Origin of the sequence: Rhodoplanes tepidamans, assembly GCF_030813915.1 — a bacterium.
Taxonomy (GTDB): Bacteria; Pseudomonadota; Alphaproteobacteria; order Rhizobiales; family Xanthobacteraceae; genus Rhodoplanes; species Rhodoplanes tepidamans.
Genome location: NZ_JAUSUJ010000050.1, coordinates 1 through 15,600, shown reverse-complemented (window position 1 = coordinate 15,600; position 15,600 = coordinate 1). Strand labels below are relative to the sequence as shown.

The 15,600-nt window shown below is 70.5% G+C and carries 13 protein-coding genes and 1 pseudogene; 10 read left to right on the top strand and 4 right to left on the bottom strand.

The window, feature by feature from the left end; translation table 11 throughout:
* Nucleotides 1–413: 413 nt before the first annotated feature.
* Nucleotides 414–1,367, top strand: a complete 954-nt coding sequence (lipA, locus tag J2S22_RS30690) for a lipoyl synthase (RefSeq protein WP_272780644.1) — start codon at nt 414–416, stop codon at nt 1,365–1,367.
* Between the two features lie 5 nt (nt 1,368–1,372).
* Complete coding sequence (locus tag J2S22_RS30685; protein WP_272780643.1) at nt 1,373–1,852, top strand: type II toxin-antitoxin system RatA family toxin; 480 nt, start codon at nt 1,373–1,375, stop codon at nt 1,850–1,852.
* Here J2S22_RS30685 and J2S22_RS30680 read toward each other — a convergent pair.
* Nucleotides 1,785–2,434, bottom strand: a pseudogene (locus J2S22_RS30680) (CinA family protein); the annotation flags it as partial. The gene J2S22_RS30685 and the pseudogene J2S22_RS30680 sit on opposite strands and share 68 nt — an antisense overlap.
* An 11-nt stretch (nt 2,435–2,445) precedes the next feature.
* The gene (locus J2S22_RS30675) at nt 2,446–3,624 is read right to left on the bottom strand and encodes a bifunctional 2-C-methyl-D-erythritol 4-phosphate cytidylyltransferase/2-C-methyl-D-erythritol 2,4-cyclodiphosphate synthase (protein ID WP_272780642.1); all 1,179 of its coding nucleotides are present in this window, start codon (nt 3,622–3,624) and stop codon (nt 2,446–2,448) included.
* 187 nt (nt 3,625–3,811) lie between these two features.
* On the opposite strand from J2S22_RS30675, the gene dusB reads away from it, so the two are divergent.
* The 8 genes from dusB to hflX all read left to right on the top strand — a co-directional run bounded on the left by dusB (nt 3,812) and on the right by hflX (nt 13,912).
* Nucleotides 3,812–4,846 carry a tRNA dihydrouridine synthase DusB gene (gene dusB / locus J2S22_RS30670; RefSeq protein WP_272780641.1) on the top strand — a complete coding sequence of 345 codons (1,035 nt, stop codon included), beginning with the start codon at nt 3,812–3,814 and terminating at the stop codon, nt 4,844–4,846.
* Between the two features lie 53 nt (nt 4,847–4,899).
* Nucleotides 4,900–6,006 carry a two-component system sensor histidine kinase NtrB gene (locus tag J2S22_RS30665; protein WP_272780647.1) on the top strand — a complete coding sequence of 369 codons (1,107 nt, stop codon included), beginning with the start codon at nt 4,900–4,902 and terminating at the stop codon, nt 6,004–6,006.
* Between the two features lie 8 nt (nt 6,007–6,014).
* A complete protein-coding gene (gene ntrC / locus J2S22_RS30660) occupies nt 6,015–7,457 on the top strand; it encodes a nitrogen regulation protein NR(I) (protein WP_272780640.1) in 1,443 nt (480 codons plus the stop codon).
* 160 nt (nt 7,458–7,617) lie between these two features.
* Nucleotides 7,618–9,873, top strand: a complete 2,256-nt coding sequence (locus J2S22_RS30655) for a sensor histidine kinase NtrY-like (RefSeq protein WP_272780639.1) — start codon at nt 7,618–7,620, stop codon at nt 9,871–9,873.
* Complete coding sequence (gene ntrX, locus J2S22_RS30650; protein ID WP_272780638.1) at nt 9,863–11,233, top strand: nitrogen assimilation response regulator NtrX; 1,371 nt, start codon at nt 9,863–9,865, stop codon at nt 11,231–11,233. Before J2S22_RS30655 ends, ntrX begins: the two co-directional genes overlap by 11 nt.
* Before the next feature lie 7 nt (nt 11,234–11,240).
* Nucleotides 11,241–12,098 (top strand): D-amino-acid transaminase, encoded by an 858-nt coding sequence (locus tag J2S22_RS30645; RefSeq protein WP_272780637.1) that lies wholly within the window; start codon nt 11,241–11,243, stop codon nt 12,096–12,098.
* A 179-nt stretch (nt 12,099–12,277) separates the two neighbouring features.
* Nucleotides 12,278–12,532 carry an RNA chaperone Hfq gene (gene hfq, locus J2S22_RS30640; RefSeq protein ID WP_008385166.1) on the top strand — a complete coding sequence of 85 codons (255 nt, stop codon included), beginning with the start codon at nt 12,278–12,280 and terminating at the stop codon, nt 12,530–12,532.
* On the top strand, nt 12,533–13,912 hold the full coding sequence (gene hflX / locus J2S22_RS30635; protein ID WP_370878262.1) for a GTPase HflX: 1,380 nt from the start codon (nt 12,533–12,535) through the stop codon (nt 13,910–13,912).
* A 17-nt stretch (nt 13,913–13,929) separates the two neighbouring features.
* On the opposite strand, the gene mazG is transcribed toward hflX, so the two are convergent.
* Complete coding sequence (gene mazG, locus J2S22_RS30630) at nt 13,930–14,748, bottom strand: nucleoside triphosphate pyrophosphohydrolase (RefSeq protein ID WP_272780645.1); 819 nt, start codon at nt 14,746–14,748, stop codon at nt 13,930–13,932.
* 2 nt (nt 14,749–14,750) lie between these two features.
* Complete coding sequence (locus tag J2S22_RS30625; protein WP_272780636.1) at nt 14,751–15,233, bottom strand: MaoC family dehydratase; 483 nt, start codon at nt 15,231–15,233, stop codon at nt 14,751–14,753.
* Nucleotides 15,234–15,600: the final 367 nt, after the last annotated feature.

The window sequence follows — 15,600 nt, the reverse complement described above, 5'->3', positions numbered from 1 at the left end:
CGCCGGGAGGCGGGCGCATCGACGCTTCGATGCGCGCCGCGCTTCCACGGGCGCGGCTCGGTGTGGCGCCTCCCGGCGCTCCGCCTCCCTCGGCCTGTCTCGTAAGGGCCGGGGCACGGGTCATGGGCACACCCCGGGCGCCGAACCGCGCCGCGGGAGCAGGGGAGGCTTTGCGTGGACGGCGGACTCGCAGGACTCGCAGCCCGCATGGAGCCCGCAGGGCGGACTGCGGGAGCGGCGCATCGGCGTCGTCGCAACCCCCATTCCGCACCCTGCATTCCGCTGCGCTCCATGCAGGCTACGAGATGCAGGCTACGAGCTCCGGGCGGACGGCGAGGGCCGGCTCCGCCGGCCGCCTTGCGGTCGGGTCGCGCCATGCGTAAGTAAACGCCACAATGTCCTGAAAGGTCGCCATGGTCGTCGTCCTCGACACCGTCAACGGGCCGCAGCGCCCGCGACACCCCGAAAAGGCCAACCGTCCGGACCAGCCGGTGATGCGCAAGCCGGACTGGATCCGGGTCAAGGCGCCGGTGTCCAAGGGCTACGGCGAGACCCACGGCATCGTGCGGGCGCACGGCCTGCACACGGTGTGCGAGGAGGCGGGCTGCCCCAACATCGGCGAGTGCTGGGAGAAGAAGCACGCGACCATGATGATCATGGGCGAGACCTGCACGCGGGCCTGCGCCTTCTGCAACGTCAAGACCGGCATCCCGGCGCCGCTCGACCCGGACGAGCCGGCGCGCGCCGCCGAGGCGACCGCGACGCTGGGCCTCGCCCATGTGGTCGTCACCTCGGTCGACCGCGACGACCTGCCGGACGGCGGGGCGGCGCATTTCGCCGCCGTGATCCGCGCGATCCGGGCGCGCGCCCCGCAGAGCACCATCGAGGTGCTGACCCCGGACTTTTTGCGCAAGCCCGGCGCCGCCGCGACCGTGGTGGCGGCGAAGCCGGACGTGTTCAACCACAATCTCGAGACGGTGCCGTCGCTCTATCTCACGGTGCGACCGGGCGCCCGCTACTTCAATTCCATCCGGCTGCTGCAGCAGGTGAAGGAGATCGACCCGTCGATGTTCACCAAGTCCGGCATCATGGTCGGGCTCGGCGAGACGCGGAACGAGATCCTCCAGGTGATGGACGACCTGCGCGCCGCCGACGTCGATTTCCTCACCATCGGCCAGTACCTGCAGCCGACCCGCAAGCACCACCCGGTCGCCCGCTTCCTGCCGCCGGACGAGTTCAAGTCGCTCGAGACGATTGCCTACGCGAAGGGATTTCTGATGGTCTCCGCCTCGCCGCTGACCCGCTCCTCGCACCATGCGGGCGACGATTTCCGTCGCCTGCAGGCCGCCCGCGCCGAGCGGCGGTAGCCCCGATGCCGCGCTTCCGCGCCCGACGCCGCGTGCGCCACGGCGCCGAGGAGATGTTCGACCTCGTCGCCGACATGGACCGCTACCCGGAGTTCGTGCCGCTGTGCACCGGCATGAAGGTGCGCGGCCGCTCCGTCACGGGCGAGGGGATCGAGACGGCGATCGCCCGGATGACGGTGTCCTACAAGGTCTTCCACGAGCACTTCACCACCCGGGTGACGATGAACCGGCCGGAGCTGTTCATCACGGTGGAGTATCTGGAGGGCCCGCTCAAGGTGCTGTCCAACCGGTGGAGCTTCAAGCCGCTCGGCGACGACGCCTGCGAGGTGGAGTTCTTCATCGACTACGAGTTCAGGAGCCGGATGCTGTCGACCCTGATGGGCGCCGTGTTCGACGCCGCGTTCCGCAAGTTCGCCGGCGCCTTCGAGGCGCGCGCCGACGTGGTCTACGGCCGCGACGGGCGCGCCGCCGTCGCGGTGGAGTGACGCGTCATGAGCGGCGCGGCCTCACCGGCGGACGGGGTCCGCGGTGGCCAGCCGCTCGAGCAGCGCCAGCGCCTCGCGCACCGCGGCGCGGCGCACCGCCGCCCGGCCGAGGTCGCCGAAGCGGCACGCCCGGTGGACGAGCTGCCGGCCGCGCAGCGCGGCGGCGAAATGGACGAGGCCGACCGGCTTCTCGGGCGAGCCGCCGCCCGGCCCGGCGATGCCGGTGATCGCCACGGCGAGGTCGACCGGGGCGTGCGCCAGCAGGCCGAGCGCCATCGCCTCGGCGGTCTCCCGCGACACCGCGCCGTGGCGCAGGAGCGTCTCGTGCGGCACCCCGAGCAGGCGCTCCTTGGCGGCGTTCGAATAGGTGACGCAGCCGGACTCCACCACGTCGGAGGAGCCGGCGATGTCGGTCAGCGCCCCGGCGACGAGGCCGCCGGTGCAGGATTCGGCGGTGGCGAGCGTCAGCCGCCGCGCCCGGCAGGCGTCGAGGACGCGCGCCGCCGCCGCGGCGACGGCCTCGGGGGAGGTGTCGGGCGTGGCGTCCGGTGCGGCGCCTGGCGTGGCGTCTTCGGGAGGCACGGCCGGGCCGCTCACGGCACCGTCCAGGGCAGCCGCACCGTCGCGGTCGCGTATGCCACCAGGCCCTCGCGGCGGCCGATGAAGCCCATCTGCTCGCTGGTGGTCGCCTTCAGCCCGACCCGGTCGACCGGCAGGCCGACGATCTCGGCGACCCGGGCCCGGATGGCGTCGCGGTACTTGCCGAGCCGCGGCGCCTCGGCCACCACGGTGAGGTCGACATGGGCGATGCGGCCGCCGCGCGCCGCCACCCGCTCCACCGCGAAGGCGAGGAAGCGGTCCGACGAGGCGCCCTTCCACTGCGGGTCGCTGGGCGGGAAATGGACCCCGATGTCGCCGTCGGCCAGCGCCCCCAGGATGGCGTCGACCAGGGCGTGGAGGGCGACGTCGGCGTCGGAATGGCCCTCGACCCCGCGGTCGTGCGGGATCTTCACGCCGCCGAGCCAGACATGGTCGCCGGTCGCGGCGAAGGCGTGGACGTCGTACCCGGTGCCGACCCGGACGTCGCCGAGCGCCGCCATCAGCTCGGCCTCGGCGCGGCGGAAGTCGTCCGGAGTGGTGAGCTTCACGTTGGTCGCCTCCCCCTCGAAGATCGCGACCGGCAGGCCGGCCCATTCGGCGAGCGCGGCGTCGTCGGTGAAGTCGTCGCGCCCGGCGGCCGCCGCCTCGCGGTGGGCGGCCAGCAGGGCGTCGAAGCGGAACGCCTGCGGGGTCTGCACGGTGCGCAGCCGGCCGCGGTCGAGGGTCTCGACCACGGTGCCGGACGCGTCGACCGCCTTGACGGTGTCGCTGACCGCGAGGCCCGGGATGGCGGCGCCGCCCCGGCCGGCCGCGATCGCGCGGTCGAGCAGGCCCTGCGAGGCGAACGGCCGGGCCGCGTCGTGCACCAGCACGATCTCGGGCGCATGGGGAGCCAGGGCCTCCAGGCCGGCATGCACCGAGGCCTGCCGGGTGGTCCCCCCGTGGGTCGGAGGCAGCACCGAAAGTCCGGCCGCCGCCGCCGCGAACCGCTCCTCGTCGTCGGGATGGATCACCGGCTGGACCGCGGCGATGCCCGGATGGGCAGTGAACGCAACGAGTGTGCGGCGAATGACCGCCATGCCTCCGACGCAGCGGTACTGCTTCGGCAGGTCGCCGCCGGCGCGGATCCCGCGCCCTCCCGCGACCACCACGGCCGCCACCCCTCCACTCATGATTTCAAGCTCCTGACCGGCTCGTCTTCACACTCTGGTTTAGCGTATTTCCGGCTGCACGCAACCGCCGCTCGCCGCCCCGGGCGGCGGTAAGCGGATTCGGCCCGTGCGCCGGGAAGGCTTGATTTGGCGCACGGAATGGCTAAGGTCTATGCAGATCGCGTCTACGCCCAAAGTATAGGCATACATGCATTCCGGTGCACTCCGAACCTCGCACGGCCTGACGGTGGGTCCGGTGTCACTGCCGAATCCCGTCGTCCTCGCGCCCATGTGCGGGATTACGGATGCACCGTTCCGCCGCTTGGTGGCAAGGCTCGGGGCCGGGCTGGTGGTCTCCGAGATGACCGCCTCCTCGATGCTGGTGGCCGGCAAGGCGCTCGCCCGGCTGCGGCTGGAGGGGCAGGGCGTCGGCCTGCACGTGGTGCAGCTCGCCGGCCGCGAGGCGCGCTGGATGGCCGAGGGCGCCCGCATCGCGGCCGGGGCGGGGGCCGACATCGTCGACATCAACATGGGCTGCCCGGCCCGCAACGTCGTCAACGGCGCGGCCGGCGCCGCGCTGATGCGCGACCTCGACCATGCGGTGTCGCTGATCGACGCCACGGTTCGGGCGGTCGACATCCCGGTCACCCTGAAGATGCGGCTCGGCTGGGACGACGGCGCGATCGTCGCGCCCGAGCTCGCCCGCCGCGCCGAGCAGGCCGGCGTGCGGCTCGTCACCGTGCACGGCCGCACCCGCTGCCAGTTCTACGGCGGCACCGCCGACTGGTCGGCGGTCCGCGCCGTCAAGGACGCCGTCGCCATCCCGGTGGTGGTGAACGGCGACATCCGGTCCGAGGACGACGCCGTGGCGGCGCTGGCGAGGTCCGGCGCCGACGCCGTGATGGTCGGCCGCGGCGCCTGCGGCCGGCCGTGGCTGCCCGGCCGCATCGCCCGCTTCCTCGCCGGCGGCCGGCGCGAGGCCGCGCCCGATCTCGACGACCAGCTCGCCTGGCTGCTGCAGCTCTACGACGAGATGCTCGGCCTCTACGGGACATCGCTCGGCGCCCGGCAGGCGCGCAAGCATCTCGGCTGGGCGCTCGACGCGGCCGCCGCCGAAGCCGGCGTCTCGCCGGCCGAGGTGAAGGCGTGGCGGTCGCGGGTGCTCACCATCGACGAGCCGGCCGCGGTCGCGGACCGGCTGCGCGACGCATACGCCGCGTTCAAGTGGAAGGTAGCCGCATGAAGTCCGCCCCCCTCGACGCTCGCCCCCACTGGTCCGGCCACGCCCCGCTCGGCATGTCGTCGGCCGAGGCGGTGCTCAACTCGCTGCCCCATTCCGTCGTCGTCGTCGGCCCCGACGGCGAGATCACCGACGCCAACACGGCGGCGGAGCACTTCTTCGACATGTCGGCGCCGTTCCTGCGCCGCTACAAGCTGCGCGACCTGGTGCCGTTCGGCAGCCCGGTGCTGGCCCTGATCGAGCAGGTGCGCGGGCGCGGCGCCGCCGTCAACGAGTACAAGGTCGACCTCGCCACCCCCCGCATGCCGGGCGAGCGGATCGTCGACCTGCACGTCGCTCCCGTGCCGGAGCAGCCCGGCCACGTGGTGGTCATGCTCCAGCTCCGCTCGATCGCCGACAAGATGGACCGCCAGCTCACCCACCGCGGCGCCGCCCGCTCGGTGACGGCGCTCGCGGCCATGCTGGCGCACGAGATCAAGAACCCGCTGTCGGGCATCCGCGGCGCCGCCCAGCTGCTCGAGCAGTCGGCCAGCGACGACGACCGCACGCTGACCCGGCTGATCTGCGACGAGGCCGACCGCATCGTGAAGCTGGTCGACCGCATGGAGGTGTTCGCCGACAAGCGGCCGGTCGACCGCGAGCCGGTCAACATCCATGTCGTGCTGGAGCACGTGAAGCGGCTCGCCCAGTCGGGCTTCGCCCGTCACATCCGCTTCGTCGAAGACTACGATCCTTCGCTGCCGGCGATTCTCGGAAACCGGGACCAGCTCATCCAGGTGTTCCTCAACCTCGTGAAGAACGCCGCCGAGGCGATCGGCCCGACCGCGACGGACGGCGAGATCCACCTCACCACGGCGTTCCGGCCGGGCGTGCGCCTGTCGCTGCCGGGCAGCAAGACCCGGGTGTCGCTGCCGCTCGAATTCTGCGTGAAGGACAACGGCCCGGGCGTGCCGGAGGATCTCCGGCCGCATCTGTTCGAGCCGTTCATGACCACCAAGCCGACCGGCACCGGCCTCGGCCTGGCGCTGGTCGCGAAGATCATCGGGGACCACGGCGGCATCGTCGAGTGCGAGTCGCAGCCGCGCCGGACCTCGTTCAGCGTGTTGATGCCGATGTACACGGGCGACGACGCCGCCGATCGCGGCGGCGGCGCGGCTTCATGAGGATGACGATGCCCACCGGTCGAGTTCTGGTCGCCGACGACGACGCCGCGATCCGCACGGTGCTCAACCAGGCCCTGTCGCGCGCGGGCTACGAGGTCCGCTCGACGGGCAACGCCGCCACGCTGTGGCGCTGGGTGAGCCAGGGGGAGGGGGATCTGGTCATCACCGACGTGGTGATGCCGGACGAGAACGCCTTCGACTTCCTGCCCCGCATCAAGAAGCTCCGGCCCGACCTGCCGGTGATCGTGATGAGCGCGCAGAACACCTTCATGACGGCGATCCGCGCCTCCGAGCGCGGCGCCTACGAGTATCTGCCCAAGCCCTTCGACCTGAAGGAGCTGATCACCATCGTGGGCCGGGCGCTCGCCGAGCCGAAGGAGATCGCCTCCAAGGCGGCGCCGCCCGAGGAGATGGAGTCGATCCCGCTGGTCGGCCGCTCGCCGGCGATGCAGGAGATCTATCGCCTCCTCGCCCGGCTGATGCAGACCGACCTCACCGTGATGATCACGGGCGAGTCGGGGACCGGCAAGGAGCTGGTGGCGCGCGCCCTGCACGACTACGGCAAACGCCGGTCCGGGACCTTCGTCGCCATCAACATGGCGGCGATTCCGCGCGACCTCATCGAGTCGGAGCTGTTCGGTCACGAGAAGGGGGCCTTCACGGGCGCCAATGCGCGCAGTCCCGGCCGCTTCGAGCAGGCGGAAGGCGGTACCTTGTTCCTCGACGAGATCGGCGACATGCCGATGGAAGCCCAGACGCGCCTTCTGCGGGTGCTGCAGCAGGGCGAGTACACGACGGTCGGCGGCCGCACCGCGATCAAGACCGACGTGCGCATCATCGCGGCGACCAACAAGGACCTGCGCATCCTCATCCAGCAGGGCCTGTTCCGCGAGGACCTGTACTTCCGCCTCAACGTCGTGCCGCTGCGCCTGCCGCCGCTGCGCGAGCGCACCGAGGACATCCCGGACCTCATCCACCACTTCTTCGTCATGGCCGAGCGGGAGGGCCTTCCCGCCAAGCAGATCGAGAAGGCGGCGCTCGACCGGCTCAAGCGCTACCGCTGGCCCGGCAACGTGCGCGAGCTGGAGAATCTCGCCCGGCGGCTGGCCGCCCTCTATCCGCAGGAGACCATCACGGCCGCCGTCATCGACGGCGAGCTCGCCCAGCCGGCCGCCAGCGCCCCGAGCGACGAGCCGCGAATCGACGAGAACCTGTCGTCGGCGGTAGAGAGGCACCTCACTCGTTATTTCGGCGGCTTCAACGACAGCCTGCCGCCCCCCGGCCTCTACCACCGCGTGCTGCGCGAGGTCGAGCACCCGCTGCTCTCGGCCGCCCTGGTCGCCACCCGCGGCAACCAGATCCGCGCGGCCGAGCTGCTGGGCGTCAACCGCAACACGCTGCGCAAGAAGATCCGCGACCTCGACATCAGGGTGATCCGCACCTCCAGCTGATGCCGATGGGTTAGCCCGGTGCCGGCAGACCCGCTCGCGCGCTCGTGATGAAGAGGGCGCCGCGGATTCGTCTCAATTCGGCAACATTGTTGTACAAACGCCTCAACGTCGGAGGCAGACAACGGCGCGCCCGGTGACGGGCGCCGGCCGAGGGGGGTGTATGGCAACGGTCGAGGAGGCAGCGACCGCCCAGCTCGCGGAGGTGGTGAAGCCGAGCAGCGGGGCCGGGACCCGGATCATCGGGCCGATCGGCGTCGCCGCCGCGCTGCTCTCCGCGCTCGTCACCTTCCTGGTGCTGGCTGGGCTGACGCCCATCGTTCCCACCCACAACGTCGTCGTCAGCCTGCTGATGGTCAACGGCGTGGCGGTGGCGCTTCTGCTCGGGGTCATCGGTCGCGAGGTCTGGCAGATCATCCAGGCACGCCGTCGCGGCACCGCCGGCGCCCGGCTGCACGTCCGCATCGTCGGCCTGTTCTCGGTGATCGCCGCGGCGCCCGCCGTGCTGGTCGCCGTGGTCGCCTCGATCACGCTCGACCGCGGCCTCGACCGGTTCTTCACCCAGCGGACCCGCGGCGTCATCGCCAACTCGCTGGTGGTCGCCGAGGCCTATCTCAACGAGCACGCCCAGTCGCTGCGCAGCGAGACCCAGGCGATGGCCTTCGACGTCGGCCGGGCGCGACCGCTGTTCGACCAGGACCGCGATCGCTTCCGCCAGTTCTTCACGGCACAGGCCCAGGTGCGCGGCCTTCCCGTCGCCATCATGCTGGGCCAGGACCGCACCATCGTCGAAAAGGCCGACATCAAGCTCGCCCACGAGATCCCCCGGCCGAGCGCCGGCATGCTGGCCGGCGTCGGGGAGGTCGAGCCGCAGGTGATTCTCAATCCCGACGCCAATTACGTCGCCGGCGCCATCAAGCTGCGCGGCTACGACGACCTGACCCTGTTCGTGGCGCGGCCGCTCAATCCGATCGTGGTGTCGCAGTTCCGGGAGACGCAGACGACCGTCACCGAGTTCGCCGAGCTGGAGAAGCGACGGCTCGGCGTGCAGATCGCCTTCGCGCTGATGTTCACGGTGATCGCCCTCACGGTGCTGCTGTCTGCCGTGTGGATCGGCTTCAACTTCGCCAACCGGCTGGTGGCGCCGATCCGGCGCCTGATCGGCGCCGCCAACGTGGTCTCGACCGGCAATCTCTACGTGCAGGTTCCGGTCCGCCGCTCGGAGGGCGACCTCGCCCAGCTCGGCGAGACCTTCAACAAGATGACCCACGAGCTGCGCACCCAGCGCGACGACATCGTGCGGGCCCGCGACCTGATCGACAGCCGCCGCCGCTTCACCGAGGCGGTGCTGGCCGGCGCCAGCGCCGGCGTGATCGGCGTCGACGCCGAGGGGACGATCAGCATCCTCAACCGCTCGGCCGAGAAGCTGATCGGCGCGACCGAGGCCGACGTGCTGGGCAAGCCGCTCGCCGAGGTGCTGCCCGAGCTCTCCGAGATGTTCCTGAGCGCCCGCACCGCCGGGCAGCGCTTCGCCCAGGGGCAGGCCTCGATCAACCGGGCCGGGCGCGAGCGCACCGTCTCGGTGCGGCTCACCACCGAGCAGTCCGCCGACCCCGAGCACGGCTACGTCTTCACGCTCGACGACATCACCGACCTGGTCACGGCGCAGCGCACCTCGGCCTGGGCCGACGTGGCGCGCCGTATCGCCCACGAGATCAAGAATCCGCTGACCCCGATCCAGCTCTCGGCCGAGCGGCTGCGCCGCAAGTACGGAAAGGTGATCGTCGAAGACAAGCAGGTGTTCGAGCAGTGCACCGACACGATCGTCCGCCAGGTGGAGGACATCCGCCGCATGGTGGACGAGTTCTCGCGCTTCGCCCGCATGCCGAAGCCGGTGATGACCGCCGAGGACGTCGCCGACACGGTCCGCCAGGCCGTGTTCCTGATGCGGGTCGGCCACGCCGATGTCGAAATCACGGCCGACATACCCGACGGTCCGATGCCGGCCCGATTCGACCGGCGTCTCATCTCCCAGGCGCTCACCAACATCATCAAGAATGCCACAGAAGCGATTGCCGCAGTCCCGTCAGCCGAGCTCGACAAGGGCCACATCCACGTGGCCACGGCGCGCGACGGAGACGACATCGTGATCGACGTCGTCGACAACGGGATCGGGTTGCCGAAGGAAGGTCGACGGCGGCTTCTGGAGCCCTATGTGACGACCCGCGAGAAGGGCACCGGCCTCGGCCTCGCGATCGTCGGCAAGATTCTCGAGGAACACGGCGGACGTATCGAGCTGCACGACGCGGCCGAGCGGACGCCGGGCGCGCGGGGGGCTTGGTTCCGGCTGCGGTTCGCCGCCGAGCCGGCCACCGCCGAAGCAGACCAGCAGCAGGGCGAGCAACCACATGGCGTCTGACATCCTGATCGTCGACGACGAGGCCGACATCCGCGAGCTGGTGGCCGGCATTCTGGAGGACGAGGGCTACGGGACCCGCACGGCGCGCGACTCCGACGACGCGCTCAAGGCCATCCAGGCGCGCCGTCCGAGCCTGGTGTTCCTCGACATCTGGCTGCAGGGCTCCAAGCTCGACGGCCTGCAGCTCCTCGCCACCATCAAGGTGGATCATCCGGAGCTGCCCGTGGTGATGATCTCGGGCCACGGCAACATCGAGACCGCGGTCGCGGCGATCAAGCAGGGCGCCTACGACTTCATCGAGAAACCGTTCAAGGCCGACAGGCTGGTGCTGGTCGCCGACCGGGCGCTCGAGACATCGCGGCTCAAGCGGGAGGTGAGAGAGCTCAAGCAGATCGCGCCGTTCCAGACCACCCTGGTCGGGCGCTCCGCGGCGATCAATCACCTCCGGCAGACCATCGAGAAGGTCGCGCCGACCAACAGCCGCATCATGATCGTCGGCCCGTCGGGCGCCGGCAAGGAGCTGACGGCGCGCACCGTGCACGCCCTCTCGGCCCGCGCCCCCGGCCCGTTCGTGGTGATCAACGCCGCCGCCATCACGCCGGAACGGATGGAGGTGGAGCTGTTCGGCACCGAGCAGACCAACGGCAGCGAGAGCCGCAAGGTCGGCGCGCTCGAGGAGGCGCACGGCGGCACGCTGTTCATCGACGAGATCGCCGACATGCCGCGGGAGACCCAGAACAAGATTCTGCGCGTGCTGGTCGACCAGCAGTTCCAGCGGGTCGGCGGCACCACCAAGGTGGCCGTGGACGTGCGTATCGTCTCCTCGACGGCGCGCAATCTCGAGGAGGAGATCGCGGCCGGCCGCTTCCGCGAGGACCTCTATCACCGCCTCTCCGTGGTCCCGATCCGGGTGCCGCCGCTCGCCGAGCGGCGCGACGACATCCCGGACCTCGTCGAGCACTTCCAGGACCAGATCTCGCAGGCGACCGGCCTGCCAAAGCGGCGCATCGGCGACGACGCGCTGGCCGTTCTGCAGTCGCACGACTGGCCCGGCAACGTCCGCCAGCTCCGCAACAATGTCGAGCGCCTGATGATCCTCGCCGGCGGCGATCCCGACGCCATCATCACGGCCTCGATGCTGCCGCCCGACGTCGGCTCGATGGTGCCGGCGATGCCGCGCGGCAATGGCGGCGAGCACCTGATGGGCATGCCGCTGCGCGACGCCCGCGAGGCCTTCGAGCGCGAATACCTGCGGGCCCAGATCAGCCGCTTCGGCGGCAACATCTCGCGCACCGCCGAGTTCGTCGGCATGGAGCGTTCGGCCCTGCACCGGAAGCTCAAGGCGCTGGGAATGGACTGAACCTTCGATGTCTCGTGTCGTGTATGTGAACGGCCAGTGGCGGCCGCATCGCGCCGCCATGGTCCATGTGGAGGACCGCGGCTACCAGTTCGGCGACGGCGTCTACGAGGTCTGCGAGGTACAGGGCGGACGGCTCGTCGACGAGCGCCGCCACACCGAGCGGCTGCTGCGGTCCCTGTCGGAGCTGCGCATCCCGCTGCCGCTCCCGGTCTCCGCGCTGAGCGTCGTCCTGCACGAGACGGTCCGGCGAAACCGGATGAGCGACGGGATCGTCTACCTGCAGGTCACCCGCGGGGTCGCCCGCCGCGATCACGGCTTCCCGCCGGCCGGCACCCGACCGAGCCTGGTCGTGTCGGCCCGTCGGATCGATCCGGCGATCGGCGCCGCCACGGCCCGCACCGGCATCGCCGTGGTGACGTTGCCCGAGACCCGCTGGGCCCGGGTCGACATCAAGGCCGTGGCCCTTCTGCCCAATGTGCTCGCCAAGCAGGCGGCACGGGAGCAGGGCGCCCGCGAGGCCTGGTTCGTCGACCGCGACGGCTTCGTCACCGAAGGGGCGTCGTCGAACGCCTGGATCGTCACGGCGACGGACGAACTGGTCACCCGGCCGGTCGGGCCCGACATCCTGCGCGGCATCTCCCGGGAGGTGGTCAAGGACGCGGCCCGGGCAGGGCGGCTCACCCTGGTCGAGCGGCCGTTCACGGTCGCCGAAGCGCTGGCGGCCCGGGAGGCCTTCGTCACCGCCGCGAGCCAGATCGTCATGCCGGTGGTGCGGATCGACGGCCATGCGGTCGGGGGCGGGGTGCCCGGACCGGTCGCTGCGGCGCTCCGGGCCGCGTTCCACCGTCACGCGGAATTCTCCTGAGTCTGGAACCTGCTGCGGATTCAGGCGGTAATCGGCCAGCTTGGGCTTGCGCTCGTTACCGCGGTGCAATCTAATACCGACCGCCCACGCCTGCGCGCGTCGCATCCTCGGCGCGCGCCGGGCGCGAAAAAGTCGCCACCTCGCGAACGGGGACCGCGAGTACAACGGAACAAACGGCCATGGCAGCCGATCGCTCACAAAACCTACAAGACACCTTCCTGAACTACGTCCGCAAGAACAAGACGCCGCTCACCATTTTCCTCGTGAACGGAGTCAAGCTCCAGGGCGTTGTAACCTGGTTCGACAACTTCTGTGTGCTGCTGCGACGGGACGGCCACTCTCAGCTCGTCTACAAGCACGCCATCTCGACCATCATGCCGGGTCATCCGATCCAGCTGTTCGAGGGAGCGGAAGAAGCAGCGGAAAAGGCCTGATTGGAGCCACGACACCGCGACGATCCGCAACGCCTGACGCCGACCCCGACGGGCTCGGCGACAGCGCGTTGCCTCGTCATCGGACCCTATCTTCGCCATCCCGAGGTGCGGGCCGGTTCGGCCCGGGCCGACGCCGACATGCGCGCGCCCGATGCGAGGCTGGCCGAGGCGACCGGGCTCGCCCGCGCGATCGATCTCGACGTGGTCGAGAGCGGCATCGTCCTGTTGTCGGCGATCCGGCCGGCGACCTATCTGGGCAAGGGCAAGGTCGAGGAGTTCGCCGGGCTGGTGAAGAGCCTGGAGATCGGGCTCGTGGTGATGGACTGCGCCCTGTCGCCCGTGCAGCAGCGCAATCTGGAGCGGGCCTGGAGTGCCAAGGTCCTGGATCGGACCGGCCTGATTCTCGAAATCTTCGGGCGCCGCGCCGCAACCCGTGAAGGCACCCTGCAGGTCGAGCTCGCGCATCTGACATACCAGAAGAGCCGGCTGGTGCGGTCCTGGACGCATCTGGAGCGCCAGCGCGGCGGCTTCGGCTTCCTGGGCGGCCCGGGCGAGACCCAGATCGAGACCGACCGGCGCCTCATCCAGGACCGCATCCGGCGCATCGAGCACGACCTCGAAGGCGTCAAGCGCACCCGCGCGCTGCACCGGACCAGCCGCAAGCGCGTCCCGTACCCGATCGTTGCGCTGGTCGGCTACACCAATGCCGGCAAGTCGACGCTGTTCAACCGGCTGACGCGCTCCGGCGTGCTGGCCGCCGACATGCTGTTCGCCACTCTCGACCCGACGCTGCGCGCCGTCGACCTGCCCGACGGGCCGCGCGTGATTCTCTCCGACACGGTCGGCTTCATCTCGGATCTGCCGACCATGCTGGTCGCCGCCTTCCGGGCGACGCTGGAGGAGGTGATCGAGGCCGACCTGATCCTGCACGTGCGCGACGTGTCGCACGGGGACACGAGTGCACAGTCGAAAGACGTCGACCAGGTTCTGGAGGAGCTCGGCATCCCGCCCGAGGACGAGCGCATCCTGGAGGTCTGGAACAAGATCGACCAAGTCTCACCGGAGGAGCGCGAGCGGCTCGAGAATCTTGCCGCACGGCAACCGGCAGAGCGCCGGCCGCGACTCGTGTCGGCGATCAGCGGGGAGGGGCTCGACGCCCTCGTCGCGACGATCTCGGAGCGCGTCGCCCGCACCCGTGTGGCGCTGACCGTGGAGGTCGACGCCGCCGACGGCGCCGCGCTGAGCTGGCTCCATCGCACCGGCGACGTGCTCGATTCGACGACCTCCGAGGACGGTGTCACCACCGTTCATCTGCGGGTGCATCCGAGCCGGGAAGGACAGGTGCGGGCGAAGTTCGGCGAACGGGTGCAGGCGGGCTGAACGCCGTCTTTGTCGGTTCAGCTCTCCCGTTCTTCCGCCTTCGCGGCGTTCCACAGGGCGTCCATCTCGTCGAGCGTCGACTCGGCCGGCGTCTTGCCGCGCTCGGCCAGCACGCGCTCGATGAAGGCGAAACGCCGCTCGAATTTCCGGTTCGTCTCGCGCAGCATCCGTTCCGGGTCGGCGTCCAGGTGGCGCGCCAGGTTGACGACCGCGAACAGCAGGTCGCCGACCTCCGCGCCGGCGTGTGCCCGGTCGCCGGCGTCGAGCGCCGCCTCGATCTCGGCCGTCTCTTCGCGGATCTTCGCCAGCACGGCGCGCGGATTGTTCCAGTCGAAGCCGACCCGGCCGGCCTTCTGCTGCAGCTTCAGGGCACGGGTGAGGGCGGGCAGGGCGGTCGGCACTCCTGCGAGCGCGCCCTCTTCCGACCTCCGCGTCGAGCTGCGGGCCGCCCGCTCGGCCTTTTCCTCGGCCTTGATGCGTTCCCACAGGCCGGCGACGATCTCCGGCGTCTCGCCGCGCGCGTCGCCGAACACGTGCGGATGCCGGCGCACCATCTTCCGGGTGATCGCCATCACCACGTCGCCGAAGTCGAAGGCGCCGTCCTCCTCGGCCATCCGGGCGTGAAAGACCACCTGGAGCAGGAGGTCGCCGAGCTCGTCGGCGAGATCGCCGAGATCGTTGCGGGCGATCGCGTCGGCGACCTCGTACGCCTCCTCGATCGTATAGGGCGCGATCGTCGAGAAATTCTGGGCGAGGTCCCAGGCGCAGCCGGAGCCCGGCGTGCGCAGCGCCGCCATGATCTCGATGAGCCGGGCGATGTCGCGGGACGGAGTCATGCTCATGGCGCCGGCGTCCGGCAGCGGATCAGCACCATCCCGATCATGCTCATCACCACCTCGTCGCGCTGGTTCAGCACCTCGATGAAGGACCGCACCAGGCCGCGATCGGGCTTGGAGCGCGACCGCTCAGCCGAGACCGTGGTGACCCGGATGCGCAGCTCGTCGCCGGGGCGGACCGGCTTGATCCAGCGCAGCTCGTCGACCCCGGGGCTCGCCAAGCCCGCGGTCGTGGTGAGCCAGCGCGTCGCGATCAGGTGCATCGCCATGGCGGCGGTATGCCAGCCGCTGGCGATCAGGCCGCCGAAGGCACCGCGGGCCGCCGCAGCCGGGTCCGTGTGCATCGTCTGGGGATCGAAGCGCCTCGCGAAGGCGATGACCTCGTCCTCGGTGACGGCGACGGAGCCGTACTCGTAGGTGACGCCCGGCACATAGTCCTCGAAGTGGCGGTCCTCGATCGGCACCGCGAAGTCCGACTGGCTCATTCCGACTGGCTCGTTCGACGTTTCGTGCCGCGGCACCATAGACGGCACCGGCCACCGAGACGACCCCGAGATCGCGCTGAACCGATCCGCGGACCACATTGCGCAAACACCCGAGACGATGGGCCGACGAGCCGCCGTCCGGGCCGAGCCAGCCTCGGCCGGCTCGCGAACCGCAGTGCCCGCCGGAGGGGACAGGGTCCGCACCCATACGCACGAATCGCATAAGACATATTATGGAATGTTTTTTGTATCGAGATTGCAGCTGGTTGGACCGTAAGCGTCGTTTTGGCCCCACCTTCTTCGGGGGTTCGTGAGGGCGGAGGGTGCCGATCATCGAGGTCTGAATCGGAGATCGGCTTGTGTCTAA

Excerpts from the sequence above, each read along its gene's own strand:
- lipA (WP_272780644.1), top strand. The coding sequence starts at position 414 with ATGGTCGTCGTCCTCGACACCGTCAACGGGCCGCAGCGCCCGCGACAC.
- J2S22_RS30685 (WP_272780643.1), top strand. The coding sequence starts at position 1,373 with ATGCCGCGCTTCCGCGCCCGACGCCGCGTGCGCCACGGCGCCGAGGAG.
- J2S22_RS30675 (WP_272780642.1), bottom strand. The coding sequence starts at position 3,624 with ATGAGTGGAGGGGTGGCGGCCGTGGTGGTCGCGGGAGGGCGCGGGATC.
- dusB (WP_272780641.1), top strand. The coding sequence starts at position 3,812 with ATGCATTCCGGTGCACTCCGAACCTCGCACGGCCTGACGGTGGGTCCG.
- J2S22_RS30665 (WP_272780647.1), top strand. The coding sequence starts at position 4,900 with ATGTCGTCGGCCGAGGCGGTGCTCAACTCGCTGCCCCATTCCGTCGTC.
- ntrC (WP_272780640.1), top strand. The coding sequence starts at position 6,015 with ATGCCCACCGGTCGAGTTCTGGTCGCCGACGACGACGCCGCGATCCGC.
- J2S22_RS30655 (WP_272780639.1), top strand. The coding sequence starts at position 7,618 with ATGGCAACGGTCGAGGAGGCAGCGACCGCCCAGCTCGCGGAGGTGGTG.
- ntrX (WP_272780638.1), top strand. The coding sequence starts at position 9,863 with ATGGCGTCTGACATCCTGATCGTCGACGACGAGGCCGACATCCGCGAG.
- J2S22_RS30645 (WP_272780637.1), top strand. The coding sequence starts at position 11,241 with ATGTCTCGTGTCGTGTATGTGAACGGCCAGTGGCGGCCGCATCGCGCC.
- hfq (WP_008385166.1), top strand. The coding sequence starts at position 12,278 with ATGGCAGCCGATCGCTCACAAAACCTACAAGACACCTTCCTGAACTAC.
- mazG (WP_272780645.1), bottom strand. The coding sequence starts at position 14,748 with ATGACTCCGTCCCGCGACATCGCCCGGCTCATCGAGATCATGGCGGCG.
- J2S22_RS30625 (WP_272780636.1), bottom strand. The coding sequence starts at position 15,233 with ATGAGCCAGTCGGACTTCGCGGTGCCGATCGAGGACCGCCACTTCGAG.